Origin of the sequence: Pseudomonas hydrolytica, assembly GCF_021495345.1 — a bacterium.
GTDB classification, from domain to species: Bacteria; Pseudomonadota; Gammaproteobacteria; order Pseudomonadales; family Pseudomonadaceae; genus Aquipseudomonas; species Aquipseudomonas hydrolytica.
The window spans coordinates 2,108,692-2,125,626 of sequence record NZ_CP099397.1; the positions used below are offsets into that span (position 1 = coordinate 2,108,692).

General features: G+C 64.9%; 17 protein-coding genes. 3 read left to right on the forward strand and 14 right to left on the reverse strand.

What is annotated here, in order from left to right:
- Nucleotides 1–113: 113 nt before the first annotated feature.
- Complete coding sequence (locus tag L1F06_RS09710; RefSeq protein WP_003243848.1) at nt 114–557, forward strand: hypothetical protein; 444 nt, start codon at nt 114–116, stop codon at nt 555–557.
- A gap of 27 nt (nt 558–584) precedes the next feature.
- Here L1F06_RS09710 and hemN read toward each other — a convergent pair whose 3' ends face one another.
- From hemN to ccoN (L1F06_RS09780), 14 genes are all read right to left on the reverse strand, one after another.
- Nucleotides 585–1,967, reverse strand: coding sequence for an oxygen-independent coproporphyrinogen III oxidase (hemN, locus tag L1F06_RS09715; RefSeq protein WP_129483389.1), 1,383 nt, complete (start codon nt 1,965–1,967; stop codon nt 585–587).
- Nucleotides 1,968–2,133: 166 nt separating this feature from the next.
- Nucleotides 2,134–2,817, reverse strand: a complete 684-nt coding sequence (locus tag L1F06_RS09720; RefSeq protein ID WP_003243851.1) for a sulfite exporter TauE/SafE family protein — start codon at nt 2,815–2,817, stop codon at nt 2,134–2,136.
- Entirely contained in the window at nt 2,810–3,016 is a 207-nt protein-coding gene (ccoS, locus tag L1F06_RS09725; RefSeq protein ID WP_012018862.1) for a cbb3-type cytochrome oxidase assembly protein CcoS, read from the reverse strand. Before ccoS ends, L1F06_RS09720 begins: the two co-directional genes overlap by 8 nt.
- A gap of 75 nt (nt 3,017–3,091) precedes the next feature.
- A complete protein-coding gene (locus tag L1F06_RS09730) occupies nt 3,092–5,500 on the reverse strand; it encodes a heavy metal translocating P-type ATPase (protein ID WP_129483390.1) in 2,409 nt (802 codons plus the stop codon).
- 8 nt (nt 5,501–5,508) lie between these two features.
- Nucleotides 5,509–6,027 (reverse strand): FixH family protein, encoded by a 519-nt coding sequence (locus L1F06_RS09735; protein ID WP_012018860.1) that lies wholly within the window; start codon nt 6,025–6,027, stop codon nt 5,509–5,511.
- Nucleotides 6,028–6,040: 13 nt separating this feature from the next.
- Nucleotides 6,041–7,453 carry a cytochrome c oxidase accessory protein CcoG gene (gene ccoG, locus L1F06_RS09740; RefSeq protein WP_129483391.1) on the reverse strand — a complete coding sequence of 471 codons (1,413 nt, stop codon included), beginning with the start codon at nt 7,451–7,453 and terminating at the stop codon, nt 6,041–6,043.
- 158 nt (nt 7,454–7,611) lie between these two features.
- Entirely contained in the window at nt 7,612–8,607 is a 996-nt protein-coding gene (gene ccoP / locus L1F06_RS09745; RefSeq protein ID WP_129483392.1) for a cytochrome-c oxidase, cbb3-type subunit III, read from the reverse strand.
- Nucleotides 8,604–8,798 carry a CcoQ/FixQ family Cbb3-type cytochrome c oxidase assembly chaperone gene (locus tag L1F06_RS09750; protein WP_003243863.1) on the reverse strand — a complete coding sequence of 65 codons (195 nt, stop codon included), beginning with the start codon at nt 8,796–8,798 and terminating at the stop codon, nt 8,604–8,606. Before L1F06_RS09750 ends, ccoP (L1F06_RS09745) begins: the two co-directional genes overlap by 4 nt.
- A gap of 6 nt (nt 8,799–8,804) precedes the next feature.
- Nucleotides 8,805–9,413 carry a cytochrome-c oxidase, cbb3-type subunit II gene (gene ccoO / locus L1F06_RS09755; RefSeq protein WP_012018857.1) on the reverse strand — a complete coding sequence of 203 codons (609 nt, stop codon included), beginning with the start codon at nt 9,411–9,413 and terminating at the stop codon, nt 8,805–8,807.
- The gene (gene ccoN, locus L1F06_RS09760) at nt 9,413–10,855 is read right to left on the reverse strand and encodes a cytochrome-c oxidase, cbb3-type subunit I (protein ID WP_012018856.1); all 1,443 of its coding nucleotides are present in this window, start codon (nt 10,853–10,855) and stop codon (nt 9,413–9,415) included. The genes ccoO (L1F06_RS09755) and ccoN (L1F06_RS09760) overlap by 1 nt, the downstream gene beginning before the upstream one ends.
- 345 nt (nt 10,856–11,200) lie before the next feature.
- Nucleotides 11,201–12,127, reverse strand: a complete 927-nt coding sequence (ccoP, locus tag L1F06_RS09765) for a cytochrome-c oxidase, cbb3-type subunit III (protein ID WP_096826642.1) — start codon at nt 12,125–12,127, stop codon at nt 11,201–11,203.
- The gene (locus L1F06_RS09770) at nt 12,124–12,303 is read right to left on the reverse strand and encodes a CcoQ/FixQ family Cbb3-type cytochrome c oxidase assembly chaperone (RefSeq protein ID WP_012018853.1); all 180 of its coding nucleotides are present in this window, start codon (nt 12,301–12,303) and stop codon (nt 12,124–12,126) included. Before L1F06_RS09770 ends, ccoP (L1F06_RS09765) begins: the two co-directional genes overlap by 4 nt.
- Nucleotides 12,304–12,308: 5 nt before the next feature.
- Nucleotides 12,309–12,917, reverse strand: a complete 609-nt coding sequence (ccoO, locus tag L1F06_RS09775; RefSeq protein WP_012018852.1) for a cytochrome-c oxidase, cbb3-type subunit II — start codon at nt 12,915–12,917, stop codon at nt 12,309–12,311.
- Nucleotides 12,917–14,356: a cytochrome-c oxidase, cbb3-type subunit I gene (gene ccoN / locus L1F06_RS09780; protein WP_003241029.1), complete on the reverse strand. Its 1,440-nt coding sequence runs from the start codon at nt 14,354–14,356 to the stop codon at nt 12,917–12,919. The genes ccoO (L1F06_RS09775) and ccoN (L1F06_RS09780) overlap by 1 nt, the downstream gene beginning before the upstream one ends.
- 101 nt (nt 14,357–14,457) lie before the next feature.
- Between ccoN (L1F06_RS09780) and L1F06_RS09785 the strand changes: the two genes are divergently transcribed.
- A complete protein-coding gene (locus L1F06_RS09785) occupies nt 14,458–15,132 on the forward strand; it encodes an alpha/beta family hydrolase (protein ID WP_252576757.1) in 675 nt (224 codons plus the stop codon).
- A gap of 393 nt (nt 15,133–15,525) precedes the next feature.
- Nucleotides 15,526–16,935 carry a circularly permuted type 2 ATP-grasp protein gene (locus L1F06_RS09790; RefSeq protein WP_003241025.1) on the forward strand — a complete coding sequence of 470 codons (1,410 nt, stop codon included), beginning with the start codon at nt 15,526–15,528 and terminating at the stop codon, nt 16,933–16,935.

Consider the following 16,935-nt stretch of genomic DNA (forward strand, 5'->3'; position numbering starts at 1 on the left):
TAACCCAGGGGGCGGGTAGGGGCCAGTCGTATAAAAGCCTGACCGAATCCTCAAGTCGGACCGGCGCCGGCCGATCAAGAGGAGAGCCATGGTCCAAAGCAGGGAGCTAAGCGATGCGTATCGACTCAGGCGGGCCACTGGGCAATCTCGTCCAGGCCATGCAGCGACAAAACACCGCAGCCGAGCGCAGCCCGGAGGAAGTCCGCGAGGGATTGCGGGTGAGCCTTTCCGAACTGGGCAAGAGCATGGCGGAGAAGGCCGAGCGCAACCGTGACATCGACGACAGCGACCTGCCCAAGGCGATCAAGGATCTGCTCAAGATGATCCGCGAACTCAGGGCCCAGATCGCCGAGAAGCAGGCGCAGATCGACGCGGTGATGCGCGACCAGAGTCTCGACCCTGAAGCCAGGCGCCTGCAGCTGGAGTCGCTGCAGACCGAGCTGGCCTCGCTCAACGGCGCTCTGGCCTCGGCCAATGCCAATCTGGTCAAGCTGATGCGCGAGAACGGCCTCAGCCCGGAGCAGATGCAAACGGCGGCCTCGCTGGCGATGTCCTGAAGACGCCCGTAGGCATCGGCTGCTGGTTCAGATCACCCGTGAAAAGCGCTGGCGCACCTGGTCGTTGAGATAACGGTCGAACAGCATGCACAGCGAACGCACCAGCAGCCGTCCGGCCGGGCGCACCTCGATACCCTGCGCATTCAGTTCGATCAGGCCGTCGCGATGCAGCTGCTCCAGCTGCGGCCAGAGACTGGCGAAGTACTCGTTAAAGTTCACGCCGTGGGCCTGCTCGATATCGCTGAAGCGCAGTTCGAAATGGCAGATCAGTTGCTGGATCACCGAGCGGCGCAGGCGATCGTCGGCGTTGCAGTGCAGGCCGCGGCGCGTTGCCAGCTGGCCGTTGCCCAGGGTCTGCTGATAGCTGGTGATATCGCTGTCGTTCTGGCTGTACAGGTCGCCGATCTGGCTGATGGCCGACACCCCCAGGCCGATCAGGTCGCAGTGGCCATGGGTGGTGTAACCCTGGAAATTGCGCTGCAGGGTACCTTCCTCCTGAGCCACGGCCAGCTCGTCGTCGGGCAGGGCGAAGTGGTCCATGCCGATGTAGCGGTAGCCGGCGCGGGTCAGCTGTTCGATGCTGGCTTGCAGCATGACCAGCTTGTCGCCCGGGCTGGGCAGGTCATCGTTGTTGATGCGCCGCTGCGGCATGAAGCGCTCCGGCAGGTGCGCGTAGTTGAACAGCGACAGGCGGTCCGGCTGCAGGGCGATCACTTCGGCCACGGTCCGCGCGAAGCGTTCCGGCGTCTGCTTGGGCAGGCCGTAGATCAGGTCGATGTTCACCGAGCGGAACTGCAGGGTGCGCGCCGCCTCGACGATGGCGCGGGTTTCTTCCAAGGTCTGCAGGCGATTGACCGCGCGTTGCACCTCGGGGTCGAGGTCCTGTACGCCGAGGCTGACGCGGTTGAAACCCAGCTCGCGCAGCAGGCCCATGGTCGACCAGTCTGCCTCGCGCGGGTCGATCTCGATGCTGTAGTCGCCGGAATCGTCGTCGAGCAGATTGAAATGCTGACGCAGGTGCAGCATCAGCCGACGCAATTCGTCGTGGCTGAGGAAGGTCGGGGTGCCGCCGCCGAAGTGCAGCTGTTCGATCGGCTGGTCCTTGTCGACGTAGCGGCTGACGATCTCGATTTCCCGCTCGAGCTTTTCCAGATAGGGCAGGGCGCGACCGCGGTCCTTGGTGATCACCTTGTTGCAGGCGCAGTAGTAGCAGATGTGCGCGCAGAACGGCACGTGCACGTACAGCGACAGCGGGCGCCGGGCCTTGCGGCTGTCACGCAGGGCGTGCAGCAGGTCGAACGGGCCGATGTCGTCGTGAAACTGCACGGCGGTCGGGTAGGAGGTGTAGCGCGGGCCGGCGAGATCGTAACGGCGGATCAGGTCGGCATCCCACTGGATGGCATCGAGCATGGGAAAGAATCCTGGACAGGCTTTGCGGCCAGTCTAGGGATGCAGGGGACAAGGGGCCTTGACCTGAATCAAGGGCGCGTGGGGCGCCGATGTCTTGTCGCTGTGTAGCCCGGATGCAATCCGGGATGTTGGGCGCCTTGCTCCCGGATTACATCCGGGCTACGTGTCAGTGCCCCATCAGCCAGTGCTGATGCGGGCCGGGCAGGGTCCAGATGCCGAACAGGATGACCAGCAGGCCGCCTGCCATGCGCACGCCGCGTTTGCGCAGCAGGGCGGTGAGGCGCTCGGCAGCCAGCCCGGTGGCCAGCAGCACCGGCCAGGTGCCCAGGCCGAAGGCCAGCATCAGCAGGGCGCTATCCACCGCGTTGCCCTGGCTGGAGGCCCACAGTAGGGTGCTGTAGACCAGCCCGCACGGCAGCCAGCCCCATAGCCCGCCCAGCACCAGGGCGCGTGGCAGGCTGGTGACCGGCATAAAGCGTCGGGTCAGCGGTTGAATGTGGCGCCACAGGCCGCGGCCGAGCGCCTCGATACGGGTCAGGCCACTCCACCAGCCGGCCAGGTACAGACCCATGGCGATCAGCAGCAGCGCTGCCAGGGTGCGCATGATCACCTCGGCCTTGCTGCCGGCAACGGCCCAACCGGCCAATCCCAGAAGCAGGCCAGCCAGGCTGTAACTGAGAATGCGCCCGAGGTTGTAGGCCAGCAGCAGCTGCAGGCGCCTGCCGCGTTGTTCGGGAGGAATGGCCAGGGTCAGCGCGCCCATCAGGCCGCCGCACATGCCCAGGCAGTGGCCGCCGCCGAGCAGGCCGAGAATCAGTGCCGACACCAGCAAGGGCGTCAGTTCAAGCATCGGGTTTGTCCTGCTTGCTCGGCTCTTCGGCCTGTTCGACCCCCGCCTTGTGCAGCGGGTCTTCGTCGTCGAACAGAATGCTGTGCGCCGGGCCGTCGAGGTCATCGTACTGGCCGCTGTCCACCGCCCAGAAGAACAGCCAGATGGCGAAGCCGACCAGGGCGATGGCGACGGGAATCAGGATGTAGAGGGCGGACATGCTGTCTCCATGGTGGGCATCTGGGTAGGCGCGAGCGCTGCTCGCGAACCGCTTGGTTGCGAGCAGCGCTCGCACCTAGGTGTTCGGGGTGCGGCTCAGGCGCAGCGCGTTGAGTACCACCAGCAGCGAGCTGAGCGACATGCCCACGGCGGCCCAGATCGGCGTGATCCAGCCCAGCGCGGCGAAGGGCAGCACCAGGCCATTGTACAGAGTCGCCCAGGACAGGTTCTCGATGATGATGCGCCGCGTGCGCCGGGCAAGCTTCAGCCCTTCCACCAGGCTGCTCAGGCGGTTGGACAGCAGCACCGCATCGGCGCTGGTCTTGGCCAGATCGGACGCCGAGCCCATGGCCACGCTGATATCGGCGGCGGCCAGTACCGGCACGTCGTTGACCCCGTCGCCCAGCATCAGCACGCGGCGACCCTCGCCGTGCAACTGCTTGAGCACCGCCAGCTTGGCATCCGGGGTCAGGCCGCCGCGGGCGTCCTCGATACCGAGCTGGCGCGCCACTTCGCCGACCATCGGCGAGCTGTCGCCGGACAGCAGGTGGATGTGCCAGCCCCGGGCCCGCGCCGCGGCGATCAGCTGCGCGGCGTCGTCGCGCAGGCGGTCATCGAGAACGAACCAGGCCAGCGGCCCTTGTTCGTCGCCCAGCAGCAGCCATTGGCCGTGCTCGCCGGCAATCGACGGCACGGCTTGGCCGCTCAGGGCGCAGACGAAAGTCGCCTCGCCGATACGCAGCAGGCGGCCTTCGACACGGCCCTGCAGGCCCTGGCCGGGATGGCTGTCGACGGATTCCGCGGCATGCGGCGCCTGGCTGAACGCGCGCGCGATGGGATGCTCGGAGCGATTCTCCAGCGCTGCGGCGAGCGCCAGGCAGGCGCCTTCATCGAGTTCGCGCAACGGGTGGATGGCCTTGAGCGTCAGGCGCCCCTCGGTGAGGGTGCCGGTCTTGTCCAGCACCAGGGTGTCGATCTGGTTGAGGCCTTCGAGCACATGGCCGCGCGTCAGCAGCATGCCCAGCTTGTGCAGGCTGCCGGTGGCGGTGGTCAGTGCCGTGGGCGTGGCCAGGGCAAGGGCGCAGGGGCAGGTAGCCACCAGCAGCGCCAGCACCACCCAGAAGGCGCGGCCGGAATCGATCTGCCACCAGGCCAGGCCGACCAGGGCGGCGGCTATCAGGATAAACAGCAGGAACCATTGCGCGACCCGGTCGGCGATCTCGGCCAGACGCGGCTTTTCGCTCTGCGCACGCTCCAGCAGGCGGACGATGGCGGACAGACGGGTGGCGTCGCCCAGCGCCTGCACCTGTACGGTCAGCGGGCCTTCGACATTCAGCGTGCCGGCGGTGACGCCGTCGCCGATGCCGCGCGGCTGCGGCAGGTATTCGCCGGTCAGCAGCGATTCGTCGACGCTGGACTGGCCGGCCAGCACCTGACCGTCGGCCGGGATCAGCGAGCCGGGCTGCACCAGCACCTGCTCGCCGATGCGCAGTTCGCTGAGCAGGATGCGCTGGCTCTGGCCGTCGGCGTCCAGGCGCAGGCATGACGCCGGCAGCAGTTGGACCAGTTGCGCCGTGGCCGTCGCCGTGCGTTCGCGGGCGCGGCGCTCCAGATAGCGGCCGGCGAGCAGGAACAGGGCGAACATGCCCACGGCATCGAAATACAGCTCGCCCTGACCGGTGATGGTCGACCAGATGCCGGCCACGTAGGCGCCGCCGATGGCCAGCGAAACGGACACGTCCATGGTCAGGTGGCGGGTGCGCAGGTCACGCAGGGCGCCGCGGAAGAACTGGCCGCAGCAATAGAAGACGATGGGGGTGGTGAGGAACAGGCTGGTCCAGCGCAGGATCTTGTCCAGCTCCGGTGACAGGTCGACGTTGAATTCCGGCCAGGTGGCCATGGTCGCCATCATCACCTGCATCCACAGCAGGCCGGCCACGCCCAGTTCGCGCATGCGCCGGCGGTTCTCCGCGGCCAGGCGTTCGGCCGCTTCGTCGGGTTGCCAGGGGTGGGCGGCGTAGCCGATGCGGCGCAATTCGGCGAGCAGCTTGCTCAGGGGAATCTGGCTGTCCTGCCAGCGCACCTGCAGGCGGTGATTGGACAGGTTCAGATGCGCCTCGGCCACGCCGGGCACGCCGCGCAGGTGTTTCTCGATCAGCCAGCCGCAGGCGGCGCAACTGATGCCTTCGATGAGCAGCTGGGTTTCGCTGAGCTCGCCGTCCTGCTGGACGAAGGGCTGCTGCACCTCGCTGCGGTCGTACAGCGCCAGCTCGTCCGGTAGGGCCTGAGGCAGGGCCTGGGGGTTGGCGGCGTTCTCGCTGCGGTGCTTGTAGTAGTGTTCCAGGCCGCCGGCGACTATGGCCTCGGCCACCGCCTGGCAACCGGGGCAGCACATCTCGCGGGTCGCGCCGAGTACCTCGGCGTGGAAGCTGCTGCCGGCAGGCACCGGCAGGCCACAGTGGTAGCAGGGAGTGGGGGCGGGCATCGGCAGGATCAGTAGGAGGGGTTGTCGCCCAGCTCGATGGTCTGGCCGTCGGCGATGGTCTCTTCCTCGAACAGGCGCCACTGCTGGCTGCCTTCCTCGCCGAGCAGTTCGACGAAGCGCCGGCCGGTGACCATGTCGACCATCTGCCCGCGGTACATGCCGTCGGCGCTCGGCTGCAGGATGATGCGGCGGTCGCGCTCGGGCTGGGTCGGCGAGATCAGGTTGAGTACCAGCTGCTGCGGGCGGCTGTTGCCTTCCAGCTGCAGCTCGACGGTGCCGGTGGCTTCATCCAGCACCATCTGGCCGTGCAGCTGCAGGCGTTCGGCCAGCTTTTCCCGCTCCAGCGACTGGTTGATGCCCTTGCCGACATCGTAGTAGTCGTCGGAAATCAGGCCCGGCGGGTTCTTGGTGGCGATGGTGAGCAGGGTCAGGCCCTGCACCACGGAGTAGCCCAGCAGGAACAGGATGAACCAGGGCCAGAACTGCTTGTACCAGGGTTTGACTGGCGATGGTGCTTGTTCGGTCATGCTTTTACCGTTGTCAGCGGACGCTTGGGCCGATGAAGCGGCTGTCGGCGTCGTTCTTGATACTCGGGTCGTCCACGGATTGTACGTGGAAGACGATGTTGTTGGCGCTGGAGGGCAGCTTCTCCGGGGAGATCGACAGCTCGACCGGGAAGGAGTAGACCTCGCCAGCCAGGGCGCGAACCTCGCGCTTGCCTTCATAGACCAAGCCGTCCAGACCGTCGGCGGTGATCACGTAGGTCATGTCGCGCTGCGCCTTGTTCATGATCTTCAGGGTGTAGACGTTCTCGATATGGCCGCGCTCGTTCTCGCGGAACAGCACGCGGTCCTTGAGCACGTCCAGCTCCACCAGCGGGCGATGGGCCACGGCCCAGGCGAACAGGCCGATCATGGCCACCAGCGCGACGGCGTAGCCTATCAGGCGCGGACGCATCAGGTGGGTCTTCTGTCCGGAAAGATTGTGTTCGGTTGTGTAGCTGATCAGCCCCTTGGGGTAGTTCATCTTGTCCATGATGCTGTCGCAGGCATCGATGCAGGCGGCGCAGCCGATGCACTCGATCTGCAGGCCGTCGCGGATGTCGATGCCGGTGGGGCAGACGTGCACGCACATCTTGCAGTCGATGCAGTCGCCCAGGCCCTGCGCCTTGTAGTCGGCATCCTTCTTGCGCGGGCCGCGCTTCTCGCCGCGGCGCGGATCGTAGGAGACGATCAGGGTGTCCTGGTCGAACATCACGCTCTGGAAGCGCGCGTAGGGGCACATGTAGATGCACACCTGTTCGCGCAGGTAGCCGGCGTTGCCGTAGGTGGCCAGGGTGAAGAAGCCGATCCAGAAGTAGGCCCAGCCACTGGCTTCACCGGTGAAGATCTCGATGACCAGCTCGCGTATGGGCGTGAAGTAGCCGACGAAGGTGATTGCCGTGAGCAGCGAGACGCCCACCCAGATACCGTGCTTGGCCGCTTTGCGGCCCAGTTTCGCGCCGCTCATGGGCTGCTTGTCCAGCTTCATGCGCTGGTTGCGGTCGCCTTCGGTGACTTTCTCGGCCCACATGAACACCCAGGTGAACACGCTTTGCGGGCAGGTGTAGCCGCACCAGACGCGGCCGGCGAACACGGTGATGAAGAACAGGCCGAAGGCGCAGATGATCAGCAGCCAGGACAGCAGCATGAAATCCTGCGGCCAGTAGGTGGCCCCGAAGATATGGAATTTGCGTTCCGGCAGGTTCCACCAGACGGCCTGGCGGCCATCCCAGTTCAGCCAGACGGTACCGAAGAACAGCAGGAAGAGGAGGGCGCCCCCCGCGAGTCGAAGGTTGCGAAACAGGCCGGTGAATGCACGGGTGTAGATCTTCTCGCGACTGGCGTAGAGGTCGACGCTGGCATTCTTGGCAGAAGGAGGGGTGATGTCCTGGACGGGAATCTGTTCGCTCATCAATGCATACCAAAGCGGTTGGTTAGCAGCCCAGGCCGATACGTGCCGGTCAGGGTCGGTTCACGGTAGACATATGGTACGCCTGAAAGACAACGCCCGGGTGCGACCAGCAGTCGCGTCCCGGGCGTTCATTGACCCTTGTCAAAAGAGTCGCGCTATTACTGCTCTTGTGCCTTGTGCGACAGGCTGTACACGTAGGCGGCCAGCAGGTGCACCTTGTCGTTGCCGAGGAATTCTTCCTGGGCCGGCATGTTGCCGTGACGACCGTAGCGGATGCTCTGCTGCAGTTGCGCGTAGCTGCTGCCATAGATGAACGCTGCCGGATTGGTCAGGTTCGGCGCGCCCATGGCCGGGGTGCCCTTGCCGTCGGCGCCGTGGCAGGCGAAGCAGGTACCGGCGAAGACCTTCTGGCCCGCTTCGATATCGGCTTCCACGCCTTCCGGCAGTTCGCGACCGCCCAGTTCCTTCAGCACATAGGCAGCGACGTTGCGCACGCCGTCTTCGCCGATGGCCGGGCCTTGAGCCGGCATGGCGCCCTGGCGACCCTTGAGGATGGTGGTCTTGATGGTTTCCGGCTCGCCGCCCCAACGCCATTCGCTGTCGGTCAGGTTGGGGAAGCCGTAGCTGCCCTTGGCGTCGGAGCCGTGGCACACCGAGCAGTTGGAGGCGAACAGGCGGCCGCCCATTTTCAGGGCTTGCGGGTCCTGCGCGACTTCTTCGATCGACATCGCGGCGTACTTGGCGAACAGCGGGCCGTATTGCTCGTCGGCGCGCAGCATCTCCTTCTCCCACTGGTGCACGCCGGTCCAGCCGGCATGACGCACTTCACCACCGGCAACCTGCACGCCAGCCGCGAAGGGGGTCTTGCTCTCGCTGTCGAGGTAGTCGTAACCCGGCAGCAGACCCTTGAAGTTGCCCAGGCCCGGATACAGGGCCAGGTAACCCAGAGCGAACACGATGGTGGCGACGAACAGCATGAACCACCACTTCGGCAGCGGGTTGTCATACTCCTCGATGCCGTCGAAGCTGTGGCCGACGGTTTCCTCGGTGGTTTCCTGGCGCTGGCCCTTGCGGGTGCCGAAGATCAGCCAGGTCAGGGCGAAGATGGTGCCCAGAGACAGAATGGTTACGTACCAACTCCAGAACGTGGTCATTGGTTATTGCTCCTGGAAGAGTCTTGGTCACGCTTGGACTCGGGCTTGGCTTCGGGGTCGTCGGCGAAGGGCAGGTTGGCCGCCTCGTCGAAGCTGGATTTGCGCTTGCTGCTGTAAGCCCAGAGCACCACGCCGATGAAGGCGATGAACACCACCGCCGTGCCGATACCGCGAATAGTCCCGATGTCCATAGCGTCTTACCGTTTGTTCTTGATGGAAGTGCCGAGAACCTGCAGGTACGCGACCAGCGCGTCCATCTCGGTCTTGCCCTTCACGGCGTCGCGAGCACCAGCGATGTCCTCGTCGGTGTAGGGGATGCCGAAGCCGCGCATGACTTCCATCTTCTTCGCGGTGTCGCGGCCGTCGAGGGTGTTCTCCACCAGCCAGGGGTAGGCGGGCATCTTCGACTCCGGCACGACGTTGCGCGGGTTGTACAGGTGGGCGCGATGCCACTCGTCCGAGTAGCGGCCGCCGACGCGGGCCAGGTCCGGACCGGTACGCTTGGAGCCCCACAGGAAGGGGTGATCCCAGACGCTCTCGCCGGCGACGGAGTAGTGGCCGTAACGCTCGGTCTCGGCGCGGAACGGACGGATCATCTGCGAGTGGCAGCCGACGCAGCCTTCCTTGATATAGATGTCGCGGCCTTCCAGTTGCAACGCGGTGTAGGGCTTGAGGCCTTCCACCGGCTCGTTGGTGACGTCCTGGAAGAACAGCGGAACGATCTGGGTCAGGCCGCCGATGCTAACGGCGATCACCATCAGCAGCGCCATCAGGCCGATATTCTTCTCGATGATTTCGTGTTTCATCAGTGAGCTACTCCGGCGGGAATCTGCGCGGCCGCTTCGTATTCAGCCGGCTTGGCGGCACGCACGGTGCGGTAGGTGTTGTAAGCCATCAGCAGCATGCCGGTGACGAAGAAGGCGCCGCCGATCATGCGCACCACGAAGCCGGGGTGGCTGGCTTCCAGCGCTTCGACGAAGGAGTAGGTCAGGGTGCCGTCCTCGTTCACCGCGCGCCACATCAGGCCCTGGGTGATGCCGTTGACCCACATCGAGGCGATGTACAGCACGGTGCCGATGGTGGCGAGCCAGAAGTGCGCGTTGATCAGGCCGATGCTGTGCATCTGCTCGCGGCCGAACACCTTGGGAATCAGGTGATACAGCGAGCCGATAGAGATCATCGCTACCCAGCCGAGGGCGCCGGCGTGTACGTGGCCGATGGTCCAGTCGGTGTAGTGGGACAGGGCGTTGACGGTCTTGATGGCCATCATCGGGCCTTCGAAGGTCGACATGCCGTAGAAGGCCAGGGACACCACCAGGAAGCGCAGGATCGGGTCGGTGCGCAGCTTATGCCAGGCGCCGGACAGGCTCATCATGCCGTTGATCATGCCGCCCCAGCTCGGTGCCAGCAGCACCACGGACATGGCCATGCCCAGGCTCTGCGCCCAGTCCGGCAGTGCGGTGTAGTGCAGGTGGTGCGGACCGGCCCAGATGTACAGGGTGATCAGCGCCCAGAAGTGCACGATGGACAGGCGGTAGGAGTAGATCGGACGCTCGGCCTGCTTGGGTACGAAGTAGTACATCATGCCCAGGAAGCCGGTGGTCAGGAAGAAGCCCACGGCGTTGTGGCCGTACCACCACTGGATCATGGCGTCGGTGGCACCGGCGTACATGGAGTACGACTTGAACATGTTCACCGGCATGGCTGCGCTGTTGACGATGTGCAGCATCGCGGTGACCAGGATGAACGCCCCGAAGAACCAGTTGCCCACATAGATGTGCTTGGTCTTGCGCTTGACGATGGTGCCGAAGAACACCACCAGGTAGGTGATCCAGACGATGCCCAGCAGGATGTCCACCGGCCACTCGAGCTCGGCGTATTCCTTGGAGCTGGTGTAGCCCATGGGCAGGGTGATCACGGCGAGCACGATGACCGCTTGCCAGCCCCAGAAGGTGAAGGCAGCCAGACCGTCGGAGATCAGGCGCGTCTGACAGGTGCGCTGGACCACGTAGTACGAGGTCGCGAACAGGGCGCATCCGCCGAAGGCGAAGATCACCGCGTTGGTGTGCAGCGGGCGCAGACGGCCGAAGCTGGTCCACGGCAGGTTTAGGTTGAGTTCCGGCCACACGAGTTGTGCGGCGATGAACACGCCTAGACCCATCCCAATGACCCCCCAGATCACCGTCATAATGGCGAACTGGCGGACCACCTTATAGTTATAAGCAGTCTGACTGATTGCTGTGCTCATGCTAGGGGTTCCACGGTTAATGGAGTTTTATGGGGCAAAAATCGGCGGCAAGTATGGAGAAAGCAGGTAGCCATTGCAACGCGACATGCCGACGCCAACGGGGTTTCAGAGCCCTTGCCGGGTCATGCAGGATGACTTGAGCAACAGCCCTGGCAGCTTTTTGCGCAACCAGTTTGCGCAGCGCTAAGAAAGGATCGCCTTGGAGTTGTGACAGATGGCGACTGAAAGGCAGCTTAGCCCAGATCGGAGAATTTGCCGGGCGGCTGGTCGGCAGGTGCGACACTGAGTCGCACATATATATAGAGGGGCCGGCGACCGATGGTCGGTCGCCGGTGCAGCGGGGTATTACTTGGCGTCGCCCTGGCTCAGCTTGAGCACGTAGGCGGCCAGCAGGTGGGCCTTGTCGTTGCCGAGGAAATCACCCTGGGCGGGCATGTTGCCGCTGCGACCATAGCGAATGGTCTGTTGCAGTTGGGCAAAGCTGCTGCCGTAGATGAAGGCGCTCGGTTGAGTGAGGTCCGGCGCACCCATGGCGGCCATGCCGGTGCCGGCCGGGGTGTGGCAGGCGGCGCAGGTGCTGGCGAAGATCTGCTTGCCGGCCGCGACATCCGCCTGGGTGCCTTCCGGCAGCTCGCGGCCGCCCAGTTCCTGCAGCACGTAGGCAGCGACGTTACGCACGCCATCTTCGCCGATCACCGGGCCTTGCGCCGGCATCATGCCCATGCGGCCGTTGAGGATGGTGGTCTTGATGGCCTCCGGCTCGCCGCCCCAGCGCCAGCTGCTGTCGGTCAGGTTGGGGAAGCCGTAGCTGCCCTTGGCGTCGGAGCCATGGCACACCGAGCAGTTGGAGGCGAACAGGCGACCGCCCATTTTCAGCGCCTGCTCGTCTTTCGCCACTTCTTCGATGGGCATGGCCGCATATTTGGCGAAGATCGGCCCGTACAACTCATCGGCACGATTCATCTCGCGCTGCCACTGGTTGACCTGGGTCCAGCCGTCCTCGTAACCCGGCAGCAGGCCTTTGAAGTTGCCCAGGCCCGGGTACAGCAGCAGATAGGCCACGGAAAACACCAGGGTGCCGAGGAACAGCATGAACCACCACTTCGGCAGCGGGTTGTCGTACTCCTCGATGCCATCGAAGGAGTGCCCCATGGTCTGCTCGGTCGGGTTCTTGTGCACTTCGCTCTTGCGGGTGGCGAAGATCAGCCAGAACAGCGCGACCAGCGAACCCAGGGTCAGCAGGGTGATGTACCAGCTCCAGAAGGTGGTCATGCTTGGATCCTCGAAACGGCGGGCTTGGGCTCATCGGCGAAGGGCAGGTTGGCCGCTTCGGCGAAGGCGTCGCGGCGCTTGCCGCTGTAGGCCCAGAGGGTGACGGCGGTGAAGGCGAGCAGAACCAGCGCGGTGCCTAGGCCGCGCAGGGTGCCGATATCGATAAGCTCGAACATGGCGCTCACCTCTTGTTCTTCACGGCGGTGCCGAGCACCTGCAGGTAAGCGACCAGGGCGTCCATCTCGGTCTTGCCCTTGACCGCGTCACCGGCGGCGGCGATGTCGGCGTCGCTGTAGGGCACGCCCAATGTGCGCAGTGCGCTCATCTTCTTGGCGGTGTCCTTGCCGTCGAGGTTGTGCTCCACCAGCCAGGGGTAGGCGGGCATGATCGACTCCGGCACGACGTTGCGCGGGTTGTACAGGTGGGCGCGATGCCACTCGTCCGAGTAGCGGCCGCCGACGCGGGCCAGGTCCGGACCGGTGCGCTTGGAGCCCCACAGGAAGGGGTGATCCCAGACGCTCTCGCCAGCGACGGAGTAGTGGCCGTAGCGCTCGGTCTCGGCGCGGAACGGACGGATCATCTGCGAGTGGCAGCCGACGCAGCCCTCGCGGATGTAGATGTCGCGACCTTCCAGTTGCAGCGCGGTGTAGGGCTTGAGGCCATCGACCGGCTCGTTGGTGACGTCCTGAAAGAACAGCGGAACGATCTGGGTCAGGCCGCCGATGCTGACCGCCAGGATCATCACCAGGGCCATCAGGCCGATGTTCTTCTCGAGAATCTCGTGTTTCATCAGTGGGCTCCTTCTACCGAGAACTGCGCAGCGGCTTCCATCTCGGTGGATTTGGCGCTACGTACGGTCAGCCAGACGTTCCAGGCCATCAGCAGCATGCCAGCGAAGAAGATCGCGCCGCCGATCACCCGCACCACGAAGCCGGGGTGGCTGGCTTCCAGCGCTTCGACGAAGGAGTAGGTCAGGGTGCCGTCTTCGTTCACCGCGCGCCACATCAGGCCCTGAGTGATGCCGTTGACCCACATCGAGGCGATGTACAGCACGGTGCCGATGGTGGCCAGCCAGAAGTGGCTGTTGATCAGGCCGATGCTGTGCATCTGCTCGCGGCCGAACACCTTGGGAATCAGGTGATACAGCGAGCCGATGGACACCATGGCAACCCAGCCGAGGGCGCCGGCGTGCACGTGGCCGATGGTCCAGTCGGTGTAGTGGGACAGGGCGTTGACGGTCTTGATGGCCATCATCGGGCCTTCGAAGGTCGACATGCCGTAGAACGCCAGGGACACCACCAGGAAGCGCAGGATCGGGTCGGTGCGCAGTTTGTGCCAGGCACCGGAGAGGGTCATCATGCCGTTGATCATGCCGCCCCAGCTCGGCGCCAGCAGGACCAGCGACATCACCATGCCCAGGCTCTGCGCCCAGTCAGGCAGCGCGGTGTAGTGCAGGTGGTGCGGGCCGGCCCAGATGTACACCGCGATCAGCGCCCAGAAGTGGACGATGGACAGGCGGTAGGAATACACCGGACGCCCAGCCTGCTTGGGCACGAAGTAGTACATCATCCCCAGGAAGCCGGCGGTCAGGAAGAAGCCCACGGCGTTGTGGCCGTACCACCACTGGATCATCGCATCGGTCGCCCCCGCATACAGCGAGTAGGACTTGGTCAGGGTGATCGGGATTTCCAGGTTGTTGACCACGTGCAGGATGGCCACGGTGAGGATGAACCCGCCGAAGAACCAGTTGCCGACGTAGATGTGGCTGACCTTGCGCTGCATCACCGTGCCGAAGAAGACGATGGCGTAGGAGACCCAGACGATGGTGATCAGGATGTCGATCGGCCATTCCAGCTCGGCGTATTCCTTGGAACTGGTCCAGCCCAGGGGCAGGCTGATGGCCGCGAGCACGATCACCAGTTGCCAACCCCAGAAGGTGAAGGCAGCCAGCTTGGGCGCGAAGAGCGTCGTCTGACTGGTGCGCTGTACCGCGTAGTAGCTGGTGGCGAACAGGGCGCAGCCGCCGAAGGCGAAGATCACCGCATTGGTATGCAGCGGGCGGAGCCGGCCGAAGCTGGTCCAGGGCAGGTTGAAGTTGAGGTCGGGCCAGGCCAGCTGGGCGGCGATGAAAACGCCGAGTCCCATGCCGACGATGCCCCAAACCACCGTCATAATGGCGAACTGGCGAACCACCCTGTAGTTGTAGGCGGAACGGGTTGTTGTGTTCATGTCTGGGTTTCCATCCACGGTTATGGCAGAGCGGCCGATAACCGTGGTGCCCGCAGGCATGAGCAAGCCACGGACACCACGGATATCGACGCGAGGCAAGCATGAGCAAAGGGCCATCTGGGTTTATTGACGCCGGTCAATGGGAGCAGGGGCTGCCCTGGTTGTGGGACGAACCGCCGCAGGTGGCGCGCAGCACGCTGATCCTGGCCCATGGCGCGGGCGCACCGATGGACAGCCCGTTCATGCAGCACATGGCGCAGGGCCTGGCGGCGCGCGGCGTGCGCGTGGTGCGCTTCGAGTTCGCCTACATGGCGCAGCGCCGGGTGGACGGACGCAAACGGCCGCCCAATCCGCAGGCGCAGCTGCTGCAGCAATGGCGCGAGGTGCATGCCCAGGTGCGCCAACGGGTCGCAGAGCCCGTGGCCATCGGCGGCAAGTCCATGGGCGGGCGCATGGCCAGCCTGCTGGCCGACGAGCTGGACGCCGCTGCGCTGATCTGTCTGGGCTATCCCTTCTATGCCGCCGGCAAGCCGGAGAAGCCACGAGTCGCCCATCTCGCCGAGCTGCGCACGCCGACGCTGATCGTTCAGGGAGAGCGCGATGCCTTGGGCAATCGCGAGGCCGTCGCTGGCTATGACCTGTCGCCGGCCATCGCGCTGCACTGGCTGCAGGCGGCCGATCATGATCTCAAGCCGCTCAAGGCCTCCGGCTTCAGCCATGAGCAACACCTCGACAGCGCGGCTCAGGTCATCGTCAGGCAACTGGGAGCAAGTTGACGGGGAATGTGGCCGTTCTGCGGTCCGGATGAGAGTCAGGACGCTAGCAAGAAGGTTCCTGTGGCCAAGCCCCTTCAGAGTCTTTTTCGTGGCGCGACCGCTGCAAAAGCGGTTGCGCTTGACCGAGCGGTCACGCAATGTGACAGCTAAGTGTCCCGGCCCGTGTCAGCGCGGGCTTTGCAGGCTTTTTGCCTGCATTGGCGGGCACTTGCCGCTCTGTGGAGCCAGCGGTGCCACGCAATAGGGCGGAGCGTCATGACGGAAAGATTGCGCCGCACCGAGATGGTGCGTTTTGTTCGGTTCGTTTGCGCAACTGATTGAAATTAAAGGAATAAGAGCGCTGGCTCGGGCCTTGCAGAGGATGCTGCAAGTCCGGGTGACAAGGAGTACGGCATGGCCCGCACCTTCTATGACGAGATGTACGACGCGAGCGGCGCTGTCCGTCCGCACTACCGCGAATTTGCCCGCTGGCTGGCAGAGACGCCGGACGATCTGCTGGCCCAGCGCCGACGAGAAGCCGACCTGCTGTTCCACCGCGCCGGTATCACCTTCACCCTTTACGGGGATGACCAGGGCACCGAGCGCCTGATCCCCTTCGACATCATCCCGCGCGCCATCCCTGCCAGCGAATGGCGCATCGTCGAGCGCGGCTGCATCCAGCGCGTGCAGGCGCTCAACCTGTTTCTCGCCGACCTCTACCATGACCAGCGCATCATCAAGGCCGGGATCATCCCGGCCGAGCAGGTGCTGGCCAACGAGGGTTACCAGATGGCCATGCAGGGCCTGGACCTGCACCGCGACATCTACGCGCACATCGCCGGGGTCGACCTGGTGCGTGACGGCGACGGCAGCTACTACGTGCTGGAAGACAACCTGCGCACACCCAGCGGCGTCAGCTACATGCTCGAGGACCGCAAGATGATGATGCGCCTGTTCCCCGAGCTGTTCGCCGCGCAACGCGTGGCGCCGGTGGATCACTACCCGAATCTGCTGCTCGATGCGCTGAAGAGCTCCAGCCCGCTGGACAATCCCACGGTGGTGGTGCTGACGCCGGGGCGCTTCAACAGCGCCTACTTCGAGCACGCCTTCCTCGCCCGCGAGATGGGCGTGGAACTGGTGGAGGGCGCCGACCTGTTCGTGCGCGACGACAAGGTCTACATGCGCACCACTGCCGGCGCGCGGCAGGTGGACGTGATCTACCGCCGCCTCGACGACGCCTTCCTCGATCCGCTGGCCTTCAACCCCGAGTCCATGCTCGGCGTCGCCGGCCTGCTGTCGGCCTACCGCTCGCGCAACGTGGTACTGGCCAACGCCATCGGCACCGGCGTGGCCGACGACAAGTCGGTCTACCCCTACGTCGGCGACATGATCCGCTTCTACCTGGACGAGGAGCCGATCCTCAAGAACGTGCCGACCTGGCAGTGCCGCAAGCCGGAGGAACTGTCCCACGTGCTGGCCAATTTGTCCGAGCTGGTGGTCAAGGAGGCCCAGGGCTCCGGCGGCTACGGCATGCTGGTCGGCCCGGCGGCGAGCAAGGCCGAGATCGAAGCCTTCCGCGAGCGGCTCAAGGCCAAGCCGGAGGCCTATATCGCCCAGCCGACACTGAGCCTGTCGACCTGCCCGACCTTCGTCGAGCGCGGCATCGCTCCACGTCACATCGACCTGCGCCCGTTCGTCCTGACCGGTCGCGAAACCCGCCTGGTGCCCGGCGGCCTGACGCGCGTGGCACTGCGCGAAGGCTCGCTGGTGGTCAACTCGTCGCAGGGCGGCGGTACCAAGGACACCTGGGTGGTGGAGGACTGA